Origin of the sequence: Mycobacterium sp. Root135, from assembly GCF_001426545.1 — a bacterium.
Lineage (GTDB): Bacteria > Actinomycetota > Actinomycetes > Mycobacteriales > Mycobacteriaceae > Mycobacterium.
In genome coordinates this window covers 671796-690856 of the sequence record NZ_LMEZ01000007.1, presented here as the reverse complement: position 1 = coordinate 690856, position 19061 = coordinate 671796, and the positions used below count along the sequence as shown (strand labels likewise).

Annotated in this window: 26 protein-coding genes; all 26 read left to right on the top strand. The window is 66.7% G+C overall.

The genetic code is table 11. The annotated features are described in order from the left end of the window. Nucleotides 1-5 precede the first annotated feature (5 nt). The 26 genes from rplC (at nt 6) to sppA (ending at nt 19060) form a co-directional block, all read left to right on the top strand. Nucleotides 6-656, top strand: a complete 651-nt coding sequence (gene rplC / locus ASD37_RS23525; RefSeq protein ID WP_056557256.1) for a 50S ribosomal protein L3 — start codon at nt 6-8, stop codon at nt 654-656. Then, a complete protein-coding gene (gene rplD / locus ASD37_RS23520) occupies nt 656-1315 on the top strand; it encodes a 50S ribosomal protein L4 (protein ID WP_056557253.1) in 660 nt (219 codons plus the stop codon). The genes rplC and rplD overlap by 1 nt, the downstream gene beginning before the upstream one ends. Continuing rightward, on the top strand, nt 1315-1617 hold the full coding sequence (rplW, locus tag ASD37_RS23515) for a 50S ribosomal protein L23 (protein WP_056557250.1): 303 nt from the start codon (nt 1315-1317) through the stop codon (nt 1615-1617). The genes rplD and rplW overlap by 1 nt, the downstream gene beginning before the upstream one ends. A 33-nt stretch (nt 1618-1650) precedes the next feature. Continuing rightward, nucleotides 1651-2487: a 50S ribosomal protein L2 gene (rplB, locus tag ASD37_RS23510; protein WP_056557247.1), complete on the top strand. Its 837-nt coding sequence runs from the start codon at nt 1651-1653 to the stop codon at nt 2485-2487. A 12-nt stretch (nt 2488-2499) separates the two neighbouring features. Further along, the gene (gene rpsS / locus ASD37_RS23505) at nt 2500-2781 is read left to right on the top strand and encodes a 30S ribosomal protein S19 (RefSeq protein WP_056557244.1); all 282 of its coding nucleotides are present in this window, start codon (nt 2500-2502) and stop codon (nt 2779-2781) included. Continuing rightward, a complete protein-coding gene (rplV, locus tag ASD37_RS23500; RefSeq protein WP_056557241.1) occupies nt 2781-3317 on the top strand; it encodes a 50S ribosomal protein L22 in 537 nt (178 codons plus the stop codon). Before rpsS ends, rplV begins: the two co-directional genes overlap by 1 nt. Next, on the top strand, nt 3317-4210 hold the full coding sequence (gene rpsC, locus ASD37_RS23495; RefSeq protein WP_056557237.1) for a 30S ribosomal protein S3: 894 nt from the start codon (nt 3317-3319) through the stop codon (nt 4208-4210). Before rplV ends, rpsC begins: the two co-directional genes overlap by 1 nt. A 3-nt stretch (nt 4211-4213) precedes the next feature. Beyond that, complete coding sequence (rplP, locus tag ASD37_RS23490) at nt 4214-4630, top strand: 50S ribosomal protein L16 (protein ID WP_056557234.1); 417 nt, start codon at nt 4214-4216, stop codon at nt 4628-4630. After that, nucleotides 4630-4863, top strand: coding sequence for a 50S ribosomal protein L29 (gene rpmC, locus ASD37_RS23485; protein ID WP_056557231.1), 234 nt, complete (start codon nt 4630-4632; stop codon nt 4861-4863). The genes rplP and rpmC overlap by 1 nt, the downstream gene beginning before the upstream one ends. Further along, nucleotides 4863-5174: a 30S ribosomal protein S17 gene (gene rpsQ / locus ASD37_RS23480; RefSeq protein ID WP_056557227.1), complete on the top strand. Its 312-nt coding sequence runs from the start codon at nt 4863-4865 to the stop codon at nt 5172-5174. Before rpmC ends, rpsQ begins: the two co-directional genes overlap by 1 nt. Nucleotides 5175-5463: 289 nt before the next feature. Beyond that, a complete protein-coding gene (locus tag ASD37_RS23475) occupies nt 5464-6753 on the top strand; it encodes an EAL domain-containing protein (protein ID WP_056557224.1) in 1290 nt (429 codons plus the stop codon). A 46-nt stretch (nt 6754-6799) separates the two neighbouring features. After that, nucleotides 6800-8467: a sensor domain-containing diguanylate cyclase gene (locus ASD37_RS23470; protein WP_056557221.1), complete on the top strand. Its 1668-nt coding sequence runs from the start codon at nt 6800-6802 to the stop codon at nt 8465-8467. Nucleotides 8468-8606: 139 nt separating this feature from the next. Next, nucleotides 8607-10955, top strand: a complete 2349-nt coding sequence (locus tag ASD37_RS23465) for an arylsulfatase (RefSeq protein WP_056557218.1) — start codon at nt 8607-8609, stop codon at nt 10953-10955. A gap of 22 nt (nt 10956-10977) precedes the next feature. Beyond that, nucleotides 10978-11934 (top strand): formylglycine-generating enzyme family protein, encoded by a 957-nt coding sequence (locus tag ASD37_RS23460; protein WP_056557215.1) that lies wholly within the window; start codon nt 10978-10980, stop codon nt 11932-11934. An 18-nt stretch (nt 11935-11952) separates the two neighbouring features. Then, complete coding sequence (locus ASD37_RS23455; RefSeq protein WP_056557212.1) at nt 11953-12645, top strand: hypothetical protein; 693 nt, start codon at nt 11953-11955, stop codon at nt 12643-12645. Nucleotides 12646-12842: 197 nt separating this feature from the next. After that, the gene (gene rplN / locus ASD37_RS23450) at nt 12843-13211 is read left to right on the top strand and encodes a 50S ribosomal protein L14 (RefSeq protein ID WP_056557578.1); all 369 of its coding nucleotides are present in this window, start codon (nt 12843-12845) and stop codon (nt 13209-13211) included. After that, nucleotides 13212-13529, top strand: coding sequence for a 50S ribosomal protein L24 (gene rplX, locus ASD37_RS23445; RefSeq protein ID WP_056557208.1), 318 nt, complete (start codon nt 13212-13214; stop codon nt 13527-13529). A gap of 2 nt (nt 13530-13531) precedes the next feature. After that, nucleotides 13532-14104 (top strand): 50S ribosomal protein L5, encoded by a 573-nt coding sequence (rplE, locus tag ASD37_RS23440; protein ID WP_056557205.1) that lies wholly within the window; start codon nt 13532-13534, stop codon nt 14102-14104. Between the two features lie 4 nt (nt 14105-14108). Continuing rightward, nucleotides 14109-14294, top strand: a complete 186-nt coding sequence (locus ASD37_RS23435; protein ID WP_056557202.1) for a type Z 30S ribosomal protein S14 — start codon at nt 14109-14111, stop codon at nt 14292-14294. A gap of 89 nt (nt 14295-14383) precedes the next feature. Beyond that, nucleotides 14384-14782: a 30S ribosomal protein S8 gene (rpsH, locus tag ASD37_RS23430; RefSeq protein WP_056557199.1), complete on the top strand. Its 399-nt coding sequence runs from the start codon at nt 14384-14386 to the stop codon at nt 14780-14782. 11 nt (nt 14783-14793) lie between these two features. Further along, nucleotides 14794-15333: a 50S ribosomal protein L6 gene (gene rplF, locus ASD37_RS23425; RefSeq protein WP_056557196.1), complete on the top strand. Its 540-nt coding sequence runs from the start codon at nt 14794-14796 to the stop codon at nt 15331-15333. 54 nt (nt 15334-15387) lie between these two features. After that, the gene (gene rplR, locus ASD37_RS23420) at nt 15388-15756 is read left to right on the top strand and encodes a 50S ribosomal protein L18 (protein WP_162253308.1); all 369 of its coding nucleotides are present in this window, start codon (nt 15388-15390) and stop codon (nt 15754-15756) included. 28 nt (nt 15757-15784) lie between these two features. Further along, nucleotides 15785-16480: a 30S ribosomal protein S5 gene (rpsE, locus tag ASD37_RS23415; RefSeq protein ID WP_056557189.1), complete on the top strand. Its 696-nt coding sequence runs from the start codon at nt 15785-15787 to the stop codon at nt 16478-16480. Nucleotides 16481-16482: 2 nt separating this feature from the next. Then, nucleotides 16483-16662, top strand: coding sequence for a 50S ribosomal protein L30 (rpmD, locus tag ASD37_RS23410; protein ID WP_056557186.1), 180 nt, complete (start codon nt 16483-16485; stop codon nt 16660-16662). Continuing rightward, the gene (rplO, locus tag ASD37_RS23405) at nt 16662-17102 is read left to right on the top strand and encodes a 50S ribosomal protein L15 (RefSeq protein WP_056557183.1); all 441 of its coding nucleotides are present in this window, start codon (nt 16662-16664) and stop codon (nt 17100-17102) included. The genes rpmD and rplO overlap by 1 nt, the downstream gene beginning before the upstream one ends. A 185-nt stretch (nt 17103-17287) precedes the next feature. Continuing rightward, on the top strand, nt 17288-19060 hold the full coding sequence (gene sppA, locus ASD37_RS23400) for a signal peptide peptidase SppA (protein WP_056557180.1): 1773 nt from the start codon (nt 17288-17290) through the stop codon (nt 19058-19060). Nucleotide 19061 lies beyond the last annotated feature (1 nt).

Genomic DNA, 19061 nt, shown 5'->3' with positions numbered 1-19061 from the left:
AACCAATGGCACGCAAAGGCATTCTGGGCACCAAGCTGGGCATGACGCAGGTGTTCGACGAGAACAACAAGGTCGTCCCAGTCACGGTCGTCAAGGCCGGTCCCAACGTGGTGACCCGTATCCGCACCACCGAGCTCGACGGCTACAGCGCCGTGCAACTCGCCTACGGCGAGATCAGCCCGCGCAAGGTCAACAAGCCGGTCACCGGTCAGTACGCCGCGGCGGGTATCAACCCCCGCAGGCACCTGGCCGAACTCCGGTTCGACGAGGCAACCACCGCCGACTTCGAGGTTGGTCAGGAACTGACCGCCGAGATCTTCGCCGACGGCAGCTACGTCGACGTCACCGGCACGTCCAAGGGCAAGGGCTTCGCTGGCACCATGAAGCGTCACGGCTTCAAGGGCCAGGGCGCCTCGCACGGCGCGCAGGCAGTGCACCGCCGGCCCGGCTCGATCGGTGGCTGCGCCACCCCGGGTCGCGTCTTCAAGGGCACTCGCATGTCCGGCCGGATGGGCAGTGACCGCATCACGACCCAAAATCTGAAGGTGCACAAGGTCGACGCCGAGAACGGTGTCCTGTTGATCAAGGGCGCCATCCCCGGCCGCAACGGCGGACTCGTCGTAGTTCGCACTGCGATCAAACGAGGTGAGAAGTAATGGCTGACAAGACGATTGACGTCCGTACGCCGGATGGCAAGACCGACGGCACCGTCGACCTGCCCGCCGCGCTGTTCGACGCCGAGCCCAACATCGCCCTGATGCACCAGGTGGTGACGGCTCAGCTGGCCGCCAAGCGCCAGGGCACGCACTCGACCAAGACTCGCGCCGAGGTCTCCGGTGGCGGCAAGAAGCCGTACCGCCAGAAGGGCACCGGCCGCGCCCGTCAGGGTTCGACGCGTGCACCGCAGTTCACCGGCGGTGGCATCGTGCACGGCCCGAAGCCGCGTGACTACAGCCAGCGGACCCCGAAGAAGATGATCGCCGCATCACTGCGCTCCGCTCTCTCCGATCGGGCCCGCAACGACCGGATCATCGCGGTCACCGAGCTGATCAGCGGTCAGACGCCGTCGACGAAGGCCGTCAAGGCGTTCCTCGAAACGCTGGTGACCAACCAGCGCAAGGTGCTGATCGTCATCGGCCGGACCGACGAGATCGGTTCCAAGAGCGTGCGCAACCTGCCGGATGTTCGAGTGATCTCGCCGGATCAGCTCAACACCTACGACGTGCTCGACGCCGATCACCTGGTGTTCAGCGTGGAGGCATTGAACGCCTACATCGAGGCGCACACCTCCGACAAGGAAGAGGTAACGGCGTAGTGGCTACCATCACTGACCCCCGCGACATCATCCTGGCGCCGGTGATCTCCGAGAAGTCCTACGGGCTGATCGAAGACAACACCTACACGTTCGTGGTGCACCCGGATTCGAACAAGACGCAGATCAAGATCGCGATCGAGAAGATCTTCAGCGTCAAGGTCGATTCGGTGAACACGTTGAACCGCCAGGGCAAGCGCAAGCGCACCCGTGCCGGGTTCGGTCAGCGCAAGAGCACCAAGCGCGCGATCGTGACCCTGTCCGCAGGTAGCAAGCCAATCGACCTGTTCGGAGCACCGGCCTAACCGCCGGCGGGAAGCACAGAGGACTAGACAGACATGCCTTTACGCAAGTACAAGCCGACGACCCCCGGTCGCCGCGGGTCCAGCGTCTCCGATTTCGCCGAGGTCACTCGGTCGACTCCGGAGAAGTCGCTGGTTCGCCCGCTGCACAGCACCGGTGGTCGTAACGCACACGGACGCATCACCACTCGGCACAAGGGTGGTGGCCACAAGCGCGCCTACCGCGTGATCGACTTCCGTCGCCACGACAAGGACGGCGTCGACGCCAAGGTCGCGCACATCGAGTACGACCCCAACCGCACCGCGAACATCGCGCTGCTGCACTACGTCGACGGCGAGAAGCGCTACATCATCGCGCCGCAGGGACTGTCGCAGGGCGATCGCATCGAGCAGGGGCCGAACGCCGACATCAAGCCCGGCAACAACCTGCCGCTGCGCAACATCCCCGCCGGTACCGTCATCCACGCCGTGGAGCTGCGACCGGGCGGTGGCGCCAAGATGGGCCGCTCCGCCGGTGTCAGCATCCAGCTGCTCGGCAAGGAAGGCACCTACGCCACGCTGCGTATGCCCAGTGGTGAAATCCGTCGCGTCGACGTGCGCTGCCGCGCCACCGTCGGCGAGGTCGGCAACGCCGAACAGGGCAACATCAACTGGGGCAAGGCCGGACGTATGCGGTGGAAGGGCAAGCGCCCGACCGTCCGTGGTGTCGTGATGAACCCGGTCGACCACCCGCACGGCGGTGGCGAGGGCAAGACCTCCGGTGGCCGTCACCCGGTCAGCCCGTGGGGCAAGCCCGAAGGCCGCACCCGCAAGAACAAGCCGAGCGACAAGCTCATCGTCCGACGCCGGCGCACCGGCAAGAACAAGCGCTAGGAGTATCCAGCGATGCCACGCAGCCTGAAGAAGGGCCCGTTCGTCGACGACCATCTGCTGAAGAAGGTCGACGTCCAGAACGAGAAGAACACCAAGCAGGTCATCAAGACCTGGTCCCGTCGGTCGACCATCATCCCCGACTTCATCGGTCACACCTTCGCCGTCCACGACGGTCGCAAGCACGTGCCGGTGTTCGTCTCGGAGTCCATGGTCGGTCACAAGCTGGGCGAGTTTGCCCCGACCCGGACCTTCAAGGGTCACATCAAGGACGACCGGAAAGCGAAGCGGCGGTAATGACCACGACGATTGAGTATCCGTCCGCGGTTGCCAAGGCGCGCTTCGTGCGTGTCTCGGCATCCAAGGCGCGCCGTGTAATCGACCTGGTGCGCGGCAAGTCCGTCGCCGAGGCGCTCGACATCCTGCGGTGGGCACCACAGCAGGCCAGCGAGCCCGTCGCCAAGGTCATCGCGAGTGCTGCCGCCAACGCGCAGAACAACGACGGCCTGGACCCGGCGACCCTCGTGGTCGCCGCCATCACCGCCGACGAGGGCCCGACGGCCAAGCGCATCCGGCCGCGCGCCCAAGGGCGTGCGTTCCGAATCCGCAAGCGCACCAGCCACATCACGGTGATCGTCGAAAGTCGTCCCCCGAAGGTGCGCGGCACCAAGGGTGCGTCGTCCACGGCGTCGACCCGGGCGCGTCGCGCACAGGGCAGCAAGGCAGCCGCCACTGCTCCCGCCACGAAGGCACCTGCCACGAAGGCGGCCGCCACCAAGGCGTCGCCCGAAACGGCTTCTGAGACTTCTGATTCGAAGGGAGGCTCGGAGTAGTGGGCCAGAAGATCAACCCCCACGGCTTCCGCCTCGGCATCACCACCGACTGGAAGTCCCGCTGGTACGCAGACAAGCAGTACTCGGAGTACGTCAAGGAAGACGTCGCGATCCGTCGCCGGCTCTTCGCGCCGTTCGTCATTCCCGGCGAGCGCAACGTCGAGCTGGAGCGCGCAGGCGTCGCCAAGGTCGAGATCGAGCGCACCCGTGACCGAGTTCGCGTTGACATCCACACCGCCCGCCCCGGCATCGTCATCGGTCGTCGCGGCGCGGCAGCCGACAGCATCCGCGGCACGCTGGAGAAGCTGACCGGCAAGCAGGTTCAGCTGAACATCCTCGAGGTCAAGAGCCCCGAGTCGGTGGCCCAGCTGGTCGCCCAGGGTGTCGCCGAACAGCTGAGCAACCGCGTGGCCTTCCGTCGTGCCATGCGCAAGGCGATTCAGTCCGCCATGCGCCAGCCGAACGTCAAGGGCATCCGGGTGCAGTGCTCGGGTCGCCTCGGCGGCGCCGAGATGAGCCGCTCGGAGTTCTACCGCGAAGGTCGGGTGCCGCTGCACACGCTGCGCGCAGACATCGACTACGGCCTCTACGAGGCCAAGACCACCTTCGGTCGCATCGGCGTGAAGGTCTGGATCTACAAGGGTGACGTCGTCGGTGGCAAGCGCGAGCTGGCCGCCCCGGCAGCCGCAGGCGCAGAGCGTCCGCGTCGTGACCGTCCCACCGGGGCTACCCGTCCGCGCCGCAGTGGCGCCTCGGGCACCACGGCGACGAGCACCGAAGCTGGCCGTGCCGCGAGCGAGGAAACCCCCGCCGCCGACACGTCCGCCGCTGATACGTCCGCTGCACCCGAAGCCGTTGCGGCTCCGGTGGCAGCAGAGAGCACGGAGAGCTAAACCATGTTGATTCCCCGCAAGGTAGCGCACCGCAAGCAGCACCACCCCCGGCAGCGTGGCATTGCCAGTGGCGGCACCTCGGTGAGCTTCGGCGACTACGGCATCCAGGCACTGGAGCACGCCTACGTCACCAACCGGCAGATCGAGTCCGCTCGTATCGCCATCAACCGGCACATCAAGCGTGGTGGCAAGGTGTGGATCAACATCTTCCCCGACCGCCCGCTGACCAAGAAGCCCGCCGAAACCCGCATGGGTTCCGGTAAGGGTTCGCCGGAGTGGTGGGTCGCGAACGTCAAGCCGGGTCGCGTTCTCTTCGAGATCAGCTACCCCGACGAGAAGGTCGCGAAGGAAGCGCTGACGCGCGCCATCCACAAGCTGCCGATCAAGGCACGCATCATCACCCGAGAGGAGCAGTTCTGATGGCAGTAGGAGTTTCGCCAGGAGAACTGCGCGAGCTGACCGACGAGGAGCTCACCGCACGGGTGCGCGAGTCGAAGGAAGAGCTGTTCAACCTTCGGTTCCAGACGGCGACCGGCCAGCTGGCCAACAACCGTCGGCTGCGCGTGGTGCGCCAAGAGATCGCACGCGTGTACACCGTGCTTCGTGAACGTGAGTTGGGTCTGGCCTCCGGACCCGTTGGTGAGGATTCGTAATGGCAGAGAACGAACAAGACGCGACGGCCGGTGCTCAGCACACCGCGCGCACGGAAAAGCCACGCGGACAGCGCAAGACGCGCATCGGCTACGTGGTGAGCGACAAGATGCAGAAGACCATCGTCGTCGAGCTGGAGAACCGCTCCAAGCACCCGCTCTACGGCAAGATCATCCGGACCACGACCAAGGTCAAGGCCCACGACGAGAACGGCACCGCAGGTGTCGGTGACCGCGTCTCGCTGATGGAGACCCGGCCGCTGTCCGCGACCAAGCGCTGGCGCCTGGTCGAGGTGCTCGAGCGCGCCAAGTAAGACCGACGTTTCACGAAGGCCCCCGTACGCCCTGGCGAACGGGGGCCTTGTCGTCGGGTGGGCGTTGCTGTTGTTTCTGGGCGGGGGGCGGTCGGAGCCGCCGACGACGGCGCGGCCGACCGTGCGGCAAACCACACCCGTCAAGGGCTCGTGGTGTCGTAGCTGCTTGACACCGCCTGATGCGTCGCAAGGCAACCGGTTACGCATCACGCACGATTCCCAGCTCGACCGCTATGATGCCCTTGGCGTAGGTCCGGGAGGATTAGCTCGACAACCGTATCCAGGCACCATGGCGTCCGATTCGAAAGGCGGGTCGCTGGTGGGCGGCAACGGAGTCCAATGGGACCTCGACAGTGGGCGCTCCGACCTCGACGACGCCGTCACCGGCGAAGGTTTGGCGCCCTTCTTTCAACCCATCGTCTCGCTGCCCTCGGGGACGACCGTCGGATTCGAGGCCTTGGCTCGCTGGCCCCGGCAGCCTCAGCTCGGCCCGCAAGAAGTGTTCGCCTACGCCGCCGCCACCCAGCAGGTCACCGAGCTCGACCGAGTCTGCATCGACAGATCGATCGCCGCCGCCCTGCGCGGGGGTTTGCGGGAAGGTGCGCTTCTCGGCGTGAACTCCGAGCCGGCGAGCGACTACACCGGTCGTGCCGACAGCGAATTCGTGCAGCGGGGGCACGAGAAGTTCTCGTTGCTCTTCGAGCTCACCGAGCGGAACCTACTCGAACACCTGCCGACACTCTTGCGGAAGGTCGCGGCGTTGCGTGCCGACGGCATCGCGATCGCGCTCGACGACGTGGGCGACAACCCGGAGTCGTTGGCGCTGCTGGACATCGTGTGCCCGGAAGTCATCAAGCTGGCCAACAAGCTGATTCAGGACCCGCCGAGCGTCGACACCGCGAAGACCGGGGCCGCCATCATGGCCCACCGCGAGCGGCGGGGAGCACTGATCGTCGCCGAAGGCATCGAAACCCACGAGCACCTCGAGCAGGCGTTGGCATGGGGCGCAACGCTCGGGCAAGGCTTCCTGTTCGGCAGGCCAAGCCCGCTGCTGCCGTACACCCCGACCGAAACCTGGTCGCTGCCCGCGCTCCGGGCGGGTGGGCATGGTTCGTGCCGCAGCCCGTTCGACGTGGTGACAGGCAACTCGGCGATGCATACGGCGCGAAAGCCGACGCTGTTGGCGATCTCGCGGTTTCTGGAGGACCACGCGCGCCACAGCAAGGACACCCCGATGGTCCTGACTGCCCTGCAGGACGGTGCGAACTTCGGGCTTCCCACCCGACGCCGCTACGCAGCGCTCGCCGAGACCAGCCCACTCGTGGCCGTCTTCGGCGCCAACGTCACTCCGCACCAGTCAGCCGGGGTCCGCATCGTCACGCACGACGCGACCGATGTGCTGAGTTCACAGTGGATCGTGGTGACGCTCGGTCCGCACACCGCCGCCGCACTGGTCGCACACGAACGCGCCGGCCAAGGGGCGGCCTGCGACGACGACCGCGAGTTCGACTTCGTGGTCACCCATGACCGCGCCGTCATCACCGCAGTGGCGTCGGCATTGCTGAATCGGATCCCATGATGCGTCCGCCCCTGCCACGTCGTGGTCATCCGGACAGCTGATCGCGATGGCGGACCCCGACTTCACCGACGACCACGACCGACCGACCCGTCGTGGTCGTACCGCCAAGGGGCGCGGCCACTTTGCCGACGCATCGTTTCGCCGGCTGGTCGACAAGAGTCCCGACGGCATCGTCGTGCATCGCGACGGTCGGGTGGTCTATGCCAACCAGACGGCCGTGCGGTGGGTGGGAGCCCTGTACGCCGACCAGGTGCTCGGGCAGCCGCTCACCGAGTTCATCCACTCCGGCTCGATCGAGTCGGTGCTCACGCGGATGGCGGCGCTGCGTCACGACGGCGACGTCACCAGGGCGTCGGAGGGAGTGCTGTTGCGTCTCGACGGCACCACGCTCGACGTCGAGGCGGTCACCACCTTGGTGACGTGGGAGGGGGCACCCGCCTATCACGTCACCCTGCGTGACCTGACGTTCGTCCGTACCGCGCAGCGGAGTCTGCGGTACCAGGCGACGTTGGTCGACAGGGTGGACGTCGCGATCATCGCGACCACGGTGACCGGTCTGGTGACGAAGTGGAATCGGGCCGCCGAAACCGTCTACCGACGTCCCGCCTCCAGTGCGCTGGCCATGCCGATCGGTGACGCCGTCGGCGCGACGTTCGACCCCACTGCCGTCTTCGAAGGCGGCGGCTCAGCGCTCGCCACCCATCGCACGGCAGACGGTCACCCGGTCATCGTCCGGGTGTCGGTGTCCGCCCTCGACAGCGGCTACGTCCTGGTGTGCACCGACGAGACCAAATCCCATGGCGTGGAACGCCTTCTGCGCAGAATCGTCAACTCCCTCGACGAGGGCATCCTGGTCGTCGACGGGTCGGGCAGCGTCACGTCGGTCAATCCGGCTGCGGAGCGGATCCTCGGGGTGTCAGCCGCAGCGCTCGTCGAGGGTGACGGACGTGCGGTTCACCGCATCCCGATGTACGACGTAAGCCGCCGGCCGATCGATCCGCAGGACCACCCCGTCGCGCAGACCGTCCGTACCGGACGACCGTTCCACGGCTCGATCATCGGAATCGACCGCCCCGACGGCCGGCGCACGTGGCTTCGAGTGAGCTGCCGACCGCTCGACAGCGACGAGCGCCACGGCACCGCCATCCTGGTGTCGTTCTCCGACATCACCGCCGAGCAGGTGGCGCGTGAACGGCTCACCTACCGCGCCACCCACGACGCTCTCACCGGCCTGCCCAACAGGGCCGCAATCCTCAACCAGATCGCCGATTCGCTTCGCGCGCAAGGCGAACACCGGCTCGGCGCGGTGCAGTTCATCGACCTCGACAATCTCAAGGCCATCAACGATTCACTCGGTCACGACTGTGGTGACGAGCTGCTTCAAAGCGTCGCGCGACGCCTTCGGGCATCCGTCGGACCCAACGACGTCGTCGGTCGGCTCGGCGGGGACGAGTTCGTCACCCTCGTCGCAGGTGACGTCAGCGTCGCCGAGCTCGCCTCGTACGTCGCCCGACTGGAGCGCAATCTCGACGAACCGATGAAGCTCGGGGCGGCGACCATCCGGGCACAGGCCAGCATCGGGGTCACCATGGTGGCGGCGGAGGACGAGCGCACCGCCATCGAGATCCTGCGCGACGCGGACGCGTCGATGTACGCGACCAAGGCCAAGCGGCGGCGCGGCTACGGCAAGCCGGCCGACGGCAGTCCCCGGTAACGGCGGGTCATCCGCGAGGCGTTGTCGGGCAACGCGTCCGACTGGCACTGTCGTCAATATGTCGGCCCCGTGGCCGGAACCGGGTGTACTCTCCTGGCGATCGTCGAGACCAGGCGATTCACCGACCTGATGGGGCGCGATGACGGAGTTCAACGGCAAGATCGAGCTCGACATCCGCGACTCGGAGCCGGACTGGGGTCCCTACCAAGCTCCCACGGCGCCGCCGGGAGCCCCCAACGTCCTCTATCTGGTGTGGGACGACATCGGCATCGCGACGTGGGACTGCTTCGGCGGACTCGTCGAGATGCCCGCGATGAGCCGCATCGCCGAACGCGGCGTGCGCCTCTCCCAGTTCCACACCACCGCACTGTGCTCGCCGACCAGGGCCTCGCTTCTCACCGGCCGCAACGCCACCACCGTCGGAATGGCGACCGTCGAGGAGTTCACCAACGGGTTCCCCAACTGCAACGGGCGGATCCCCGAGGACACCGCGCTGCTGTCGGAGGTGCTCGCCGAACGGGGTTACAACACCTACTGCGTCGGCAAGTGGCACCTGACCCCGCTCGAGGAGTCGAATCTTGCCGCCACCAAACGACATTGGCCGTTGAGCCGTGGCTTCGAACGCTTCTACGGATTCATGGGCGGCGAGACCGACCAGTGGTACCCGGAGCTGGTGTACGACAACCATCCCGTCGCTCCGCCGGCGACTCCCGAAGACGGCTACCACCTTTCGAAGGACCTGGCCGACAAGACCGTCGAGTTCATTCGCGACGCCAAGGTGATCGCCCCCGACAAGCCGTGGTTCAGCTACCTGTGCCCCGGCGCGGGCCACGCGCCGCACCACGTCTTCAAGGAGTGGGCCGACGAGTACGCCGGTCGCTTCGACATGGGATACGAGGCCTACCGCGACATCGTCCTGGAGAATCAGAAACGACTTGGCATCGTGCCGCCGGAAACCGAGTTGTCGCCCGTCAACCCGTATCTCGACGTCAAGGGCCCCAACGGCGAAGCCTGGCCCTACCAGGACACCGTCCGGCCGTGGGACACCCTGAACGACGAAGAGAAGCGGCTGTTCAGTCGGATGGCCGAGGTGTACGCCGGCTTCCTGTCCTACACCGACGCTCAAGTCGGCCGGGTGCTCGACTACCTGGAGGAGTCGGGGCAGCTCGACAACACCATCATCGTGGTCATCTCCGACAACGGCGCAAGCGGTGAAGGCGGGCCCAACGGATCGGTCAACGAGGTCAAGTTCTTCAACGGCTACGTCGACACCGCAGAGGAGAGCCTGCGGTTCTACGACCAGCTCGGCAGCCCCGAGACGTACAACCACTACCCGATCGGGTGGGCGATGGCGTTCAACACGCCCTACAAGTTGTTCAAGCGCTACGCCTCCCACGAGGGCGGCATCGCCGACACCGCAATCATCTCCTGGCCCAACGGAATCGACGCCCACGGCGAGGTCCGCGACCACTACGTCAACGTCTGCGACGTCACCCCGACCATCTACGACCTGCTGGACATCACCCCGCCCGACCAGGTTCGCGGTATCACGCAGAAGCCGCTCGACGGCGTGAGTTTCAAAGCCGCCCTTGTCGATTCGAGTGCCGACACCGGAAAGACCACCCAGTTCTACACGATGCTGGGGACCCGGGGCATCTGGCACGACGGCTGGTTCGCCAACACCGTGCACGCCGCCAGCCCGGCGGGATGGTCGCACTTCGACAAGGACCGCTGGGAGCTCTTCCACATCGAGGCCGACCGCAGCCAGTGTCACGACCTGGCGGCAGAGCACCCCGACAAGCTCGAGGAGCTCAAGGCGCTGTGGTTCGCCGAGGCCGCCAAGTACAACGGACTGCCGTTGGCCGACCTCGGCATCATCGAAACGCTGACCGGCTGGCGACCGTATCTGTCCGAGGGCCGCAAGACCTTCACCTACTACCCGGGGGCCGCCGAAGTCGGCATCGGCGCGGCAGTCGAACTCCGAGGCCAGTCGTTCTCAGCCCTCGTCGAGCTCACCGTTGACGCCGCGGATGCGGCGGGCGTGCTCTTCAAACACGGCGCAGGCCACGGCGGTCACGTGCTGTTCGTCGCGGACGGCCGCCTGCAGTACGTCTACAACTTCATGGGCGAAGACGAGCAACTGGTGTCCTCGTCTGATCCGATTCCGTTGGGCAGTCACGTGTTTGGCGTCAGCTATCAGAGGTCGGGCACGGTCGAGGGCAGCCACACCCCCCTCGGTGACGTCTCACTGTTCGTCGACGACCAGACGGTCGCCACCAGGGCGGCGGTCCGCACGCATCCCGGCATGTTCGGCCTGGCCGGCGGGGGAGTGGCCGTCGGCCGCAACCCTGGCCAGGCGGTCTCGGCGGCGTACCGGGCACCGTTCCCGTTCACCGGCGGAACCATCGCCAAGGTCGTCGTCGACGTCACGGGCACGCCGTACCGGGACGTGGAACGAGAACTGGCGCAGGCGTTCTCCAAGGACTGACGCCAGGCATACCCTGAACGGCATGCTGACGGAGCTGATCGAGCTGCCGGGCGGAGCGTTCGAGATGGGGTCGACGGCCTTCTACCCCGAGGAGACCCCCACCCACACGGCGACCGTCGGCGCCCTGGCGGTCGAACGGCACCCCGTGACCAACGCGCAGTACGCCCGATTCGTCGACGACACCGGATACGTCACGGTCGCCGAACGCCCACTCGACCCGGAGGCCTACCCCGGGGTCGCCGAAGCAGACCTCGTGCCCGGCGCGCTGATCTTCCGACCGACCGCCGGTCCCGTGAACCTGAGGGACTGGCGGCAGTGGTGGGACTGGGCGCCTGCCGCGTCGTGGCGACACCCCGACGGGTTGGGCAGCACGGTCGACGACCGGCTCGACCACCCCGTCGTGCAGATCTCCTACTCCGACGCCGCGGCCTACGCCCGATGGGCGGGGCGGCGGCTGCCGACCGAGGCCGAGTGGGAGTACGCGGCCCGCGGCGGCGCGTCGACGACGTACCCCTGGGGAGCGGACGTCGCTCCGAACGGGAAACTGATGGCCAACACGTGGCAGGGCCGCTTCCCGTACCGAAACGACGGCGCCAACGGGTGGTTCGGCACCTCGCCGGTCGGGGAGTTTCCGCCCAACGGCTTCGGGCTGGTCGACATGATCGGCAACGTGTGGGAGTGGACGTCGACGAGGTACACGATGCGGCACCGGCGGGCAGGAGCGGAGCGACCGGGGGATGAGCACCGGCGGGCAGGAGCGGAGCGACCGGGGGATGAGCACCGGCGGGCATCGGAGCCGGAGAAGGGGTGCTGCACGCCGTCCCGCGAACCGGACCCCAGCGTGAACCAGACGCTGAAGGGTGGTTCCCACCTGTGCGCACCGGAGTACTGCCACCGCTATCGGCCGGCGGCACGGTCGTCGCAATCGCAGGACAGCGCTACCGTCCACATTGGATTTCGCTGCGTGTCCGACGCCTGATCGGCACATACTGTCGCGATGCGAGTTCTGGTGTTGGCAGCCGCGGTCGTCACCGTCGCAGTGACGGGCGGCTGCACCGAGACCAGCGCTGGTCACCCGGTGGCAGGACCCACCTCGTCCCAGCAGGCCGCCATGACCACGATCACCAGTCCGGCCACCAGCCCGGCCACCACCGAGGCAGAGATGCCGGCGATGGGCGTGACGACGACGCTTCCCGACACCGTCCCGCCGAACGCCCTGGTCTGCCTGCCAACGGCAGCGCCGGGGGCGCCGACCACGGCGCAGGTCGACGACGCGTCAGCCCCGAGGATCGTCGTCGCGATGCCCGCCGGGTGGACCGCCGCGCCGTCGGCCGCCGGTCTGACCCTCACCGGACCCGACGGCATGACCGGCGCCGTCACGGTCGCCAAGACCGCGCTCGACCCCGCCGCCGCGTTCGACAAGTACACCGACGACGTCTCCGACCAGGCCCCCATCAGCAGCATCAGCGTTCTCCCCGCGGAATTCTGCGGTTACAGCGGCCAGCGGCTGAAGGGCATGCTCTCCGGCGGACCGGCGGGCAAGCAGGTCTACGAGGATCGCATCGTGCACGTCTGGACCAACGACGGCGACTACCTCATCGCCGTCCACGTCGCCGCCGCGGAGGCGTCTCCGGCGTTCGACGCAGCGGCTGAAACGCTCACCGCGGACTTCCCGATCACCCTTCCCTGAGGGAGGCTTCGGGAACCGTTTTGAGCTGCGATTTGGTTCGTTGCCCCTGCGCCCCTACTATGTAGGGGTTGCCCTGGGCAGACCTCGGTGGTCGCTTTCGAAAGTGAGCGGACACCCTGCGTGCCCTTCGGCAACGAAGACCGCGCATGTCGAGCAGTTTAGTGCTGTTCGTCGTGCAATCGATTCGAGGAGATCTAGTGATTCAGCAGGAATCGCGGCTCAAGATCGCCGACAACACGGGCGCCAAGGAGATCTTGTGCATTCGCGTACTCGGTGGCTCGGGTAGGCGTTACGCCGGAATCGGCGATGTCATCGTGGCGACCGTCAAGGACGCCATCCCCGGTGGCAACGTCAAGAAGGGTGAGGTCGTCAAGGCCGTCATCGTGCGCACCGTCAAGGAGCGCCGGCGTGCAGACGGCAGCTACATCAAGTTCGACGAGAACGCCGCCGTCATCATCAAGCCCGACAACGACCCGCGCGGAACCCGCATCTTCGGGCCGGTTGGCCGCGAGCTGCGCGAGAAGCGCTTCATGAAGATCGTCTCGCTGGCTCCGGAGGTGCTGTAAATGAAGGTGCACAAGGGTGACACCGTCCTCGTCGTCGCTGGCAAGGACAAGGGCGCCAAGGGCAAGGTCCTCGTCGCCTACCCGTCGCGCGAGAAGGTTCTCGTCGAAGGCGTGAACCGGATCAAGAAGCACACCGCGGTGTCGCAGAACGAGCGTGGCGCGTCCTCGGGCGGCATCGTCACGCAGGAGGCCCCGATCCACGTGTCCAACGTGATGGTGGTCGACTCCGACGGCAACCCCACCCGGATCGGCTACCGCCGTGACGCAGAGACCGGCAAGAACGTCCGGGTGTCGAAGAAGAACGGCAAGGACATCTGAGCATGACTACGACTGAAACCGCAGAAAAGACCCTTCCTCGTCTCAAGCAGCGCTACCGCGACGAAATCAAGGGCGCGCTCAACGAGCAGTTCGCCTACGAGAACGTCATGCAGATCCCCGGCGTGGTCAAGGTCATCGTCAACATGGGTGTCGGCGACGCCGCCCGCGACGCGAAGCTGATCAACGGCGCGGTCACCGACCTGCAGCTGATCACCGGCCAGAAGCCCGAGATCCGCAAGGCCCGCAAGTCCATTGCCCAGTTCAAGCTTCGCGAGGGAATGCCCATTGGCGCCCGCGTGACGCTGCGCGGCGACCGCATGTGGGAGTTCCTCGACCGGCTGGTCTCGATCAGCCTCCCGCGTATCCGCGACTTCCGCGGCCTGTCGCCCAAGCAGTTCGACGGCAGCGGCAACTACACCTTCGGTCTGACCGAGCAGTCGGTGTTCCACGAGATCGACGTGGACAGCATCGATCGTCCGCGCGGCATGGACATCACCGTCGTCACGTCGGCGACCAACGACGACGAAGGCCGGGCGCTGCTGCGTGCGCTGGGCTTCCCGTTCAAGGAGAACTGAGCAGATGGCAAAGAAGGCGCTGGTCAACAAGGCCAACAAGAAGCCGAAGTTCAAGGTGCGCGGTTACACGCGTTGCAACAAGTGTGGACGTCCGCACGCGGTCTTCCGCAAGTTCGGCCTGTGCCGCATCTGCCTTCGGGAGATGGCGCACGCCGGCGAATTGCCCGGTGTCCAGAAGTCCAGCTGGTAATCCCCAATCAAATCTAAGAAAGCACGCGGTAGGCCCCCAAGGGTGTTCAACCCGGCGGGAACCGTCGCGAGGAAGGTGAGCTGGCTGTCATGACCATGACGGACCCGATCGCAGACTTCTTGACACGTCTGCGCAACGCCAATTCGGCGTACCACGACGAGGTGACTTTGCCTCACTCGAAGATCAAGGTGCACATTGCCGAGATCCTCAAGGAGCAGGGCTACATCACCGACTTCCACACCGAGGATGCTCGGGTTGGCAAGGCGCTCGTGGTGCAACTCAAGTACGGACCCAGTCGCGAACGCAGCATTGCGGGCCTCAAGCGGGTCTCCAAGCCCGGCCTGCGCGTGTACGCGAAGTCAACCAACTTGCCCCGCGTTCTCGGTGGCCTCGGCGTGGCGATCATCTCCACGTCCTCGGGTCTGCTGACCGACCGTCAGGCAGCTCGACAAGGCGTGGGCGGCGAAGTCCTCGCCTACGTCTGGTAGGGGAAGAAGACATGTCACGCATTGGAAAGCAGCCGGTCCCGGTTCCATCCGGGGTCGACGTCACGATCAACGGACGGAACGTCTCCGTCAAGGGACCCAAGGGCACCCTGACGCTTGACATCTCCGAGCCGATCACGGTCGACCGCAGTGACGACGGTGCCATCGTCGTCACCCGTCCCGACGACGAGCGTCGCAGCCGTTCGCTGCACGGTCTGTCTCGGACGCTGGTCGCCAACCTGGTCACCGGTGTGACCGAGGGCTACACCACGAAGATGGAAATCTTCGGTGTCGGCTACCGCGTCGCACTCAAGGGCAACACCCTCGAGTTCGCGCTGGGTTACAGCCACCCGGTCATCATCGAGGCGCCCGAGGGCATCACGTTCGCGGTGGAGACGCCCACCAAGTTCTCGATCACCGGCATCGACAAGCAGCAAGTCGGCCAGATTTCGGCGAACATTCGCCGCCTGCGTCGCCCGGACCCGTACAAGGGCAAGGGCGTTCGCTACGAAGGCGAGCAGATCCGCCGCAAGGTCGGAAAGACGGGTAAGTAGGTCATGACTAGCACTGTGAACACGACGAAAGACGCAGCTCCCAAGCGCAAGCCGTTGGGACAGAGCGTCTCCGAGACCCGTCGGGTATCCCGGCTGCGTCGCCACACCCGGCTGCGCAAGAAGGTTGCGGGCACTCCCGAGCGTCCGCGCTTGATGGTCAACCGTTCCTCACGCCACATCCACGTGCAGTTGGTGGACGACCAGTCCGGCACCACCCTGGCGGCCGCGTCGTCCATCGAAGCCGACGTGCGTGCGGTCGAGGGTGACAAGAAGGCCCACAGCGTCCGCGTCGGACAGCTGATCGCGGAGCGCGCCAAGGCCGCCGGGGTGGACACCGTGGTCTTCGACCGCGGCGGCTACACCTACGGCGGACGCATCGCCGCGCTGGCTGACGCCGCCCGCGAGAGCGGACTGAAATTCTGATGAAGACTCGAAACGGAAGGACTGCCTGATGGCCGATCAGCCAACAGCAGGAACCGGAACCGGCGCCGGAGCGACCGGTAGCCGACCCCCACGGGGCGGCGGCGGCGGTGGCGACCGTGACGGACGCGGTCGTCGTGACGACCGCGGTGGCCGTGGCGGTCGCGACGGCGGAGAGAAGAGCAACTTCCTCGAGCGCGTCGTCGCCATCAACCGTGTCTCCAAGGTGGTCAAGGGTGGTCGACGCTTTAGCTTCACCGCCCTGGTCATCGTCGGTGACGGCAACGGCATGGTCGGTGTCGGCTACGGCAAGGCCAAGGAAGTTCCCGCCGCGATCGCCAAGGGCGTCGAAGAGGCCCGCAAGAGCTTCTTCCGCGTTCCGCTGATCGGTGGCACCATCGTCCACCCCGTCCAGGGTGAGGCGGCCGCTGGTGTCGTCATGCTGCGTCCCGCCAGCGCAGGTACCGGCGTCATCGCCGGTGGCGCGTGCCGCGCGGTGCTGGAATGCGCAGGCGTGCACGACATCCTGGCCAAGTCGCTGGGCAGCGACAACGCGATCAACGTGGTTCACGCCACCGTTGCCGCGCTGAAGATGATCCAGCGCCCCGAAGAGGTCGCCGCACGTCGTGGCCTCTCGATCGAGGACGTCGCCCCGCCGAGCATGCTCAAGGCGCGACGTGAAAGCGAAGCGCTGGCCGCCGCGGCAGCGCGTGAAGGATCGGCATAGTCATGGCTGAACTGAAGATCACCCAGGTGCGAGGCACCGTCGGTGCGCGCTGGAGGCAGAAGGAGAGCCTGCGGAGTCTCGGACTTCGCAAGATCCGTCAGACCGTCGTCCGTGAGGACAACGCTCAGACGCGTGGCCTGCTCGCAGTCGTCAACCACCTCGTCACCGTCGAGGAGGCGTAATGACCATCAAGTTGCACGACCTGCGCCCAGCGCCCGGGTCGAAGAAGGCACGGACCCGCAAGGGTCGCGGTGAAGGCTCGAAGGGTAAGACCTCCGGCCGCGGCACCAAGGGCACCGGAGCCCGCAAGAATGTCCCGGTGCGCTTCGAGGGTGGGCAGATGCCCATTCACATGCGGCTGCCGAAGCTCAAGGGCTTCAAGAACCGGTTCCGCACGGAGTACGAAGTCATCAACGTCGGTGACGTCAACCGGCTCTTCCCCAACGGCGGGACTGTCGGCGTCGACGAGCTGGTCGCCGCCGGTGCGGTTCGCAAGAACAGCCTGGTGAAGATCCTCGGCGACGGCAAGATCGCCGTCAAGGTCGACGTGACCGCTCACAAGTTCAGTGGCAGCGCGCGCGAGAAGATCAGCGCCGCAGGCGGCTCGGTCACCGAGCTGTAGCACGCAACGTTGGATGGCCCCGCACGCTTCGGCGTGCGGGGCCTTCTGCGTTGACGGGGCAGCACTCTTCTCTCGTCGAGTGTGCTGTGAGATCTCGATCTCGCGCCAGATCGCGATCTGGCAGCACACTCGACGACGAGGGTGGACGGGGCTGCCGCGCGGGAGCCGTCGGTAGGCTCGTATACATGCTCAGCTTCCTGTCAGACGTCCCAGGTACCGACGAACTACGCGCGATAGTCCGCAAGGTCGACACCGCGCGCCACCACGGCGTGCCCAGCGGCTGCGTACTGGAACTGGATCTGCAGTCCGTGCCCCAGGAGACGGGCGGCTTCGACCCCTTCGCCATGCTCAACGGCAACGGCAAGCCACTGCTGCTGCGCGAGGCGGTCGCCGCCATTCGCCGCGCGGCCAAGGACGACCGCGTCTCGGCGCTCATCGCCCGGGTTCAGCTGCCCGCGGGCGCACCGGGTCCGGTGCAGGAGCTGCGCGAGGCGATCGTCGAATTCAGCGACGTCAAACCCTCTCTGGCGTGGGCCGAGACCTACCCGGGCATGATGTCCTACTACTTGGCGTCCGCGTTCCGCGAGGTCTGGATGCAACCGTCTGGCACCGTTGGGCTGGTCGGATTCGCCACCAACGCGCTCTTCCTTCGCGAGGCGCTCGAAAAGGCAGGCATCCAAGCGCAATTCGTCGCCCGCGGCGAATACAAGTCCGCGGCCAACATGTTCACCCAGGAGAGCTACACCGACGCCCATCGGGAAGCCGACGGCAGGCTGATCGAAAGCCTGCACGACCAGGTGCTCACGGCGGTGGCCGCGTCCCGGCACGTCGACGTCGCCGATCTGGACGCGCTGGCCGACAAGGCGCCGCTGCTGCGCGACGACGCGGTGACCGGGCGGCTCGTTGACCGCATCGGATTTCGCGACGAGGCGTACGCCCGAATCACCGAACTCGCAGGCGCGCCGAGTGTTTCGCCGGACGCCCCAGACGCCCCGGCCCGGCTATACCTGTCTCGCTATGCCCGCGCGGCCGGTGCGAGTTCGGTGCCGTCGCTGCCGGGCCGCAAGTCCAAGCCGACCATCGCCGTGGTGACGCTGGCCGGTCCGATCGTCAGCGGCCGCGGGGGTCGCACGTTGTCGCCGATGGGGACCTCGAGCGCCGGCGGCGACACCATTGCCGCGGCGTTGCGCGAGGCAGGCGCCGACGACGACGTGACCGCCGTGGTGCTGCGGGTCGACAGTCCCGGTGGGTCCGTCACCGGCTCGGAAACCATTTGGCGCGAAGTGGTTCGGCTGCGTGACGGAGGCAAGCCGATCGTGGCGTCGATGGGTGCCGTCGCCGCCTCGGGCGGCTACTACGTGTCGATGGCCGCAGACGCGATCGTCGCCAACGCGGGCACGCTCACCGGGTCGATCGGCGTCGTCACCGGCAAGCTGGTGGCCCGCGATCTGAAGGACCGTCTTGGCATCGGCTCGGATTCGGTGCGCACCAACAGAAATGCCGACGCCTGGTCGGTCAACGCACCGTTCACCGACGAGCAGCACGCCCAGGTCGAGGCCGAAGCGGACCTTTTCTACACCGACTTCGTGAAGCGCGTCGCCGACGGTCGGGGCATGACCGTCGAGGAGGTGGACGCCGTCGCCCGCGGACGGGTGTGGACCGGGGTCGACGCCTTGGACCGTGGCCTGGTCGACGAACTCGGCGGGCTCCGCACGGCCGTCGACCGCGCCAAGGTGCTCGCCGGCTTCGACGCCGACACCGAGGTCAAGGTCGTCCGGCTGCCCGGCTCGTCGCTGATGGACGCGCTTCGCCCGAAGCCGTCGTCGCAGCCCGCAGCGGCGTCGTTGCCGGATGCGTTCGGCGCGCTCGTCGGACGGTCGGCAGCCGTTCTGCTGACGCAGGCCGAGCGATCGCTGACCGGGGTCAACGCGCTGTGGTTGGGGGATCAGCGCTTCTGAC

Coding starts and splice junctions, on each gene's coding strand:
- rpsE (WP_056557189.1), top strand. CDS start 15,785: ATGGCCGATCAGCCAACAGCAGGAACCGGAACCGGCGCCGGAGCGACC.
- rplX (WP_056557208.1), top strand. CDS start 13,212: ATGAAGGTGCACAAGGGTGACACCGTCCTCGTCGTCGCTGGCAAGGAC.
- rplP (WP_056557234.1), top strand. CDS start 4,214: ATGTTGATTCCCCGCAAGGTAGCGCACCGCAAGCAGCACCACCCCCGG.
- rplE (WP_056557205.1), top strand. CDS start 13,532: ATGACTACGACTGAAACCGCAGAAAAGACCCTTCCTCGTCTCAAGCAG.
- rplV (WP_056557241.1), top strand. CDS start 2,781: ATGACCACGACGATTGAGTATCCGTCCGCGGTTGCCAAGGCGCGCTTC.
- rplC (WP_056557256.1), top strand. CDS start 6: ATGGCACGCAAAGGCATTCTGGGCACCAAGCTGGGCATGACGCAGGTG.
- rpmC (WP_056557231.1), top strand. CDS start 4,630: ATGGCAGTAGGAGTTTCGCCAGGAGAACTGCGCGAGCTGACCGACGAG.
- rplF (WP_056557196.1), top strand. CDS start 14,794: ATGTCACGCATTGGAAAGCAGCCGGTCCCGGTTCCATCCGGGGTCGAC.
- rplB (WP_056557247.1), top strand. CDS start 1,651: ATGCCTTTACGCAAGTACAAGCCGACGACCCCCGGTCGCCGCGGGTCC.
- rpsH (WP_056557199.1), top strand. CDS start 14,384: ATGACCATGACGGACCCGATCGCAGACTTCTTGACACGTCTGCGCAAC.
- rpsS (WP_056557244.1), top strand. CDS start 2,500: ATGCCACGCAGCCTGAAGAAGGGCCCGTTCGTCGACGACCATCTGCTG.
- ASD37_RS23470 (WP_056557221.1), top strand. CDS start 6,800: ATGGCGGACCCCGACTTCACCGACGACCACGACCGACCGACCCGTCGT.
- ASD37_RS23435 (WP_056557202.1), top strand. CDS start 14,109: ATGGCAAAGAAGGCGCTGGTCAACAAGGCCAACAAGAAGCCGAAGTTC.
- ASD37_RS23460 (WP_056557215.1), top strand. CDS start 10,978: ATGCTGACGGAGCTGATCGAGCTGCCGGGCGGAGCGTTCGAGATGGGG.
- rplD (WP_056557253.1), top strand. CDS start 656: ATGGCTGACAAGACGATTGACGTCCGTACGCCGGATGGCAAGACCGAC.
- rpsQ (WP_056557227.1), top strand. CDS start 4,863: ATGGCAGAGAACGAACAAGACGCGACGGCCGGTGCTCAGCACACCGCG.
- rplO (WP_056557183.1), top strand. CDS start 16,662: ATGACCATCAAGTTGCACGACCTGCGCCCAGCGCCCGGGTCGAAGAAG.
- ASD37_RS23465 (WP_056557218.1), top strand. CDS start 8,607: ATGACGGAGTTCAACGGCAAGATCGAGCTCGACATCCGCGACTCGGAG.
- ASD37_RS23475 (WP_056557224.1), top strand. CDS start 5,464: ATGGCGTCCGATTCGAAAGGCGGGTCGCTGGTGGGCGGCAACGGAGTC.
- rpmD (WP_056557186.1), top strand. CDS start 16,483: ATGGCTGAACTGAAGATCACCCAGGTGCGAGGCACCGTCGGTGCGCGC.
- sppA (WP_056557180.1), top strand. CDS start 17,288: ATGCTCAGCTTCCTGTCAGACGTCCCAGGTACCGACGAACTACGCGCG.
- ASD37_RS23455 (WP_056557212.1), top strand. CDS start 11,953: ATGCGAGTTCTGGTGTTGGCAGCCGCGGTCGTCACCGTCGCAGTGACG.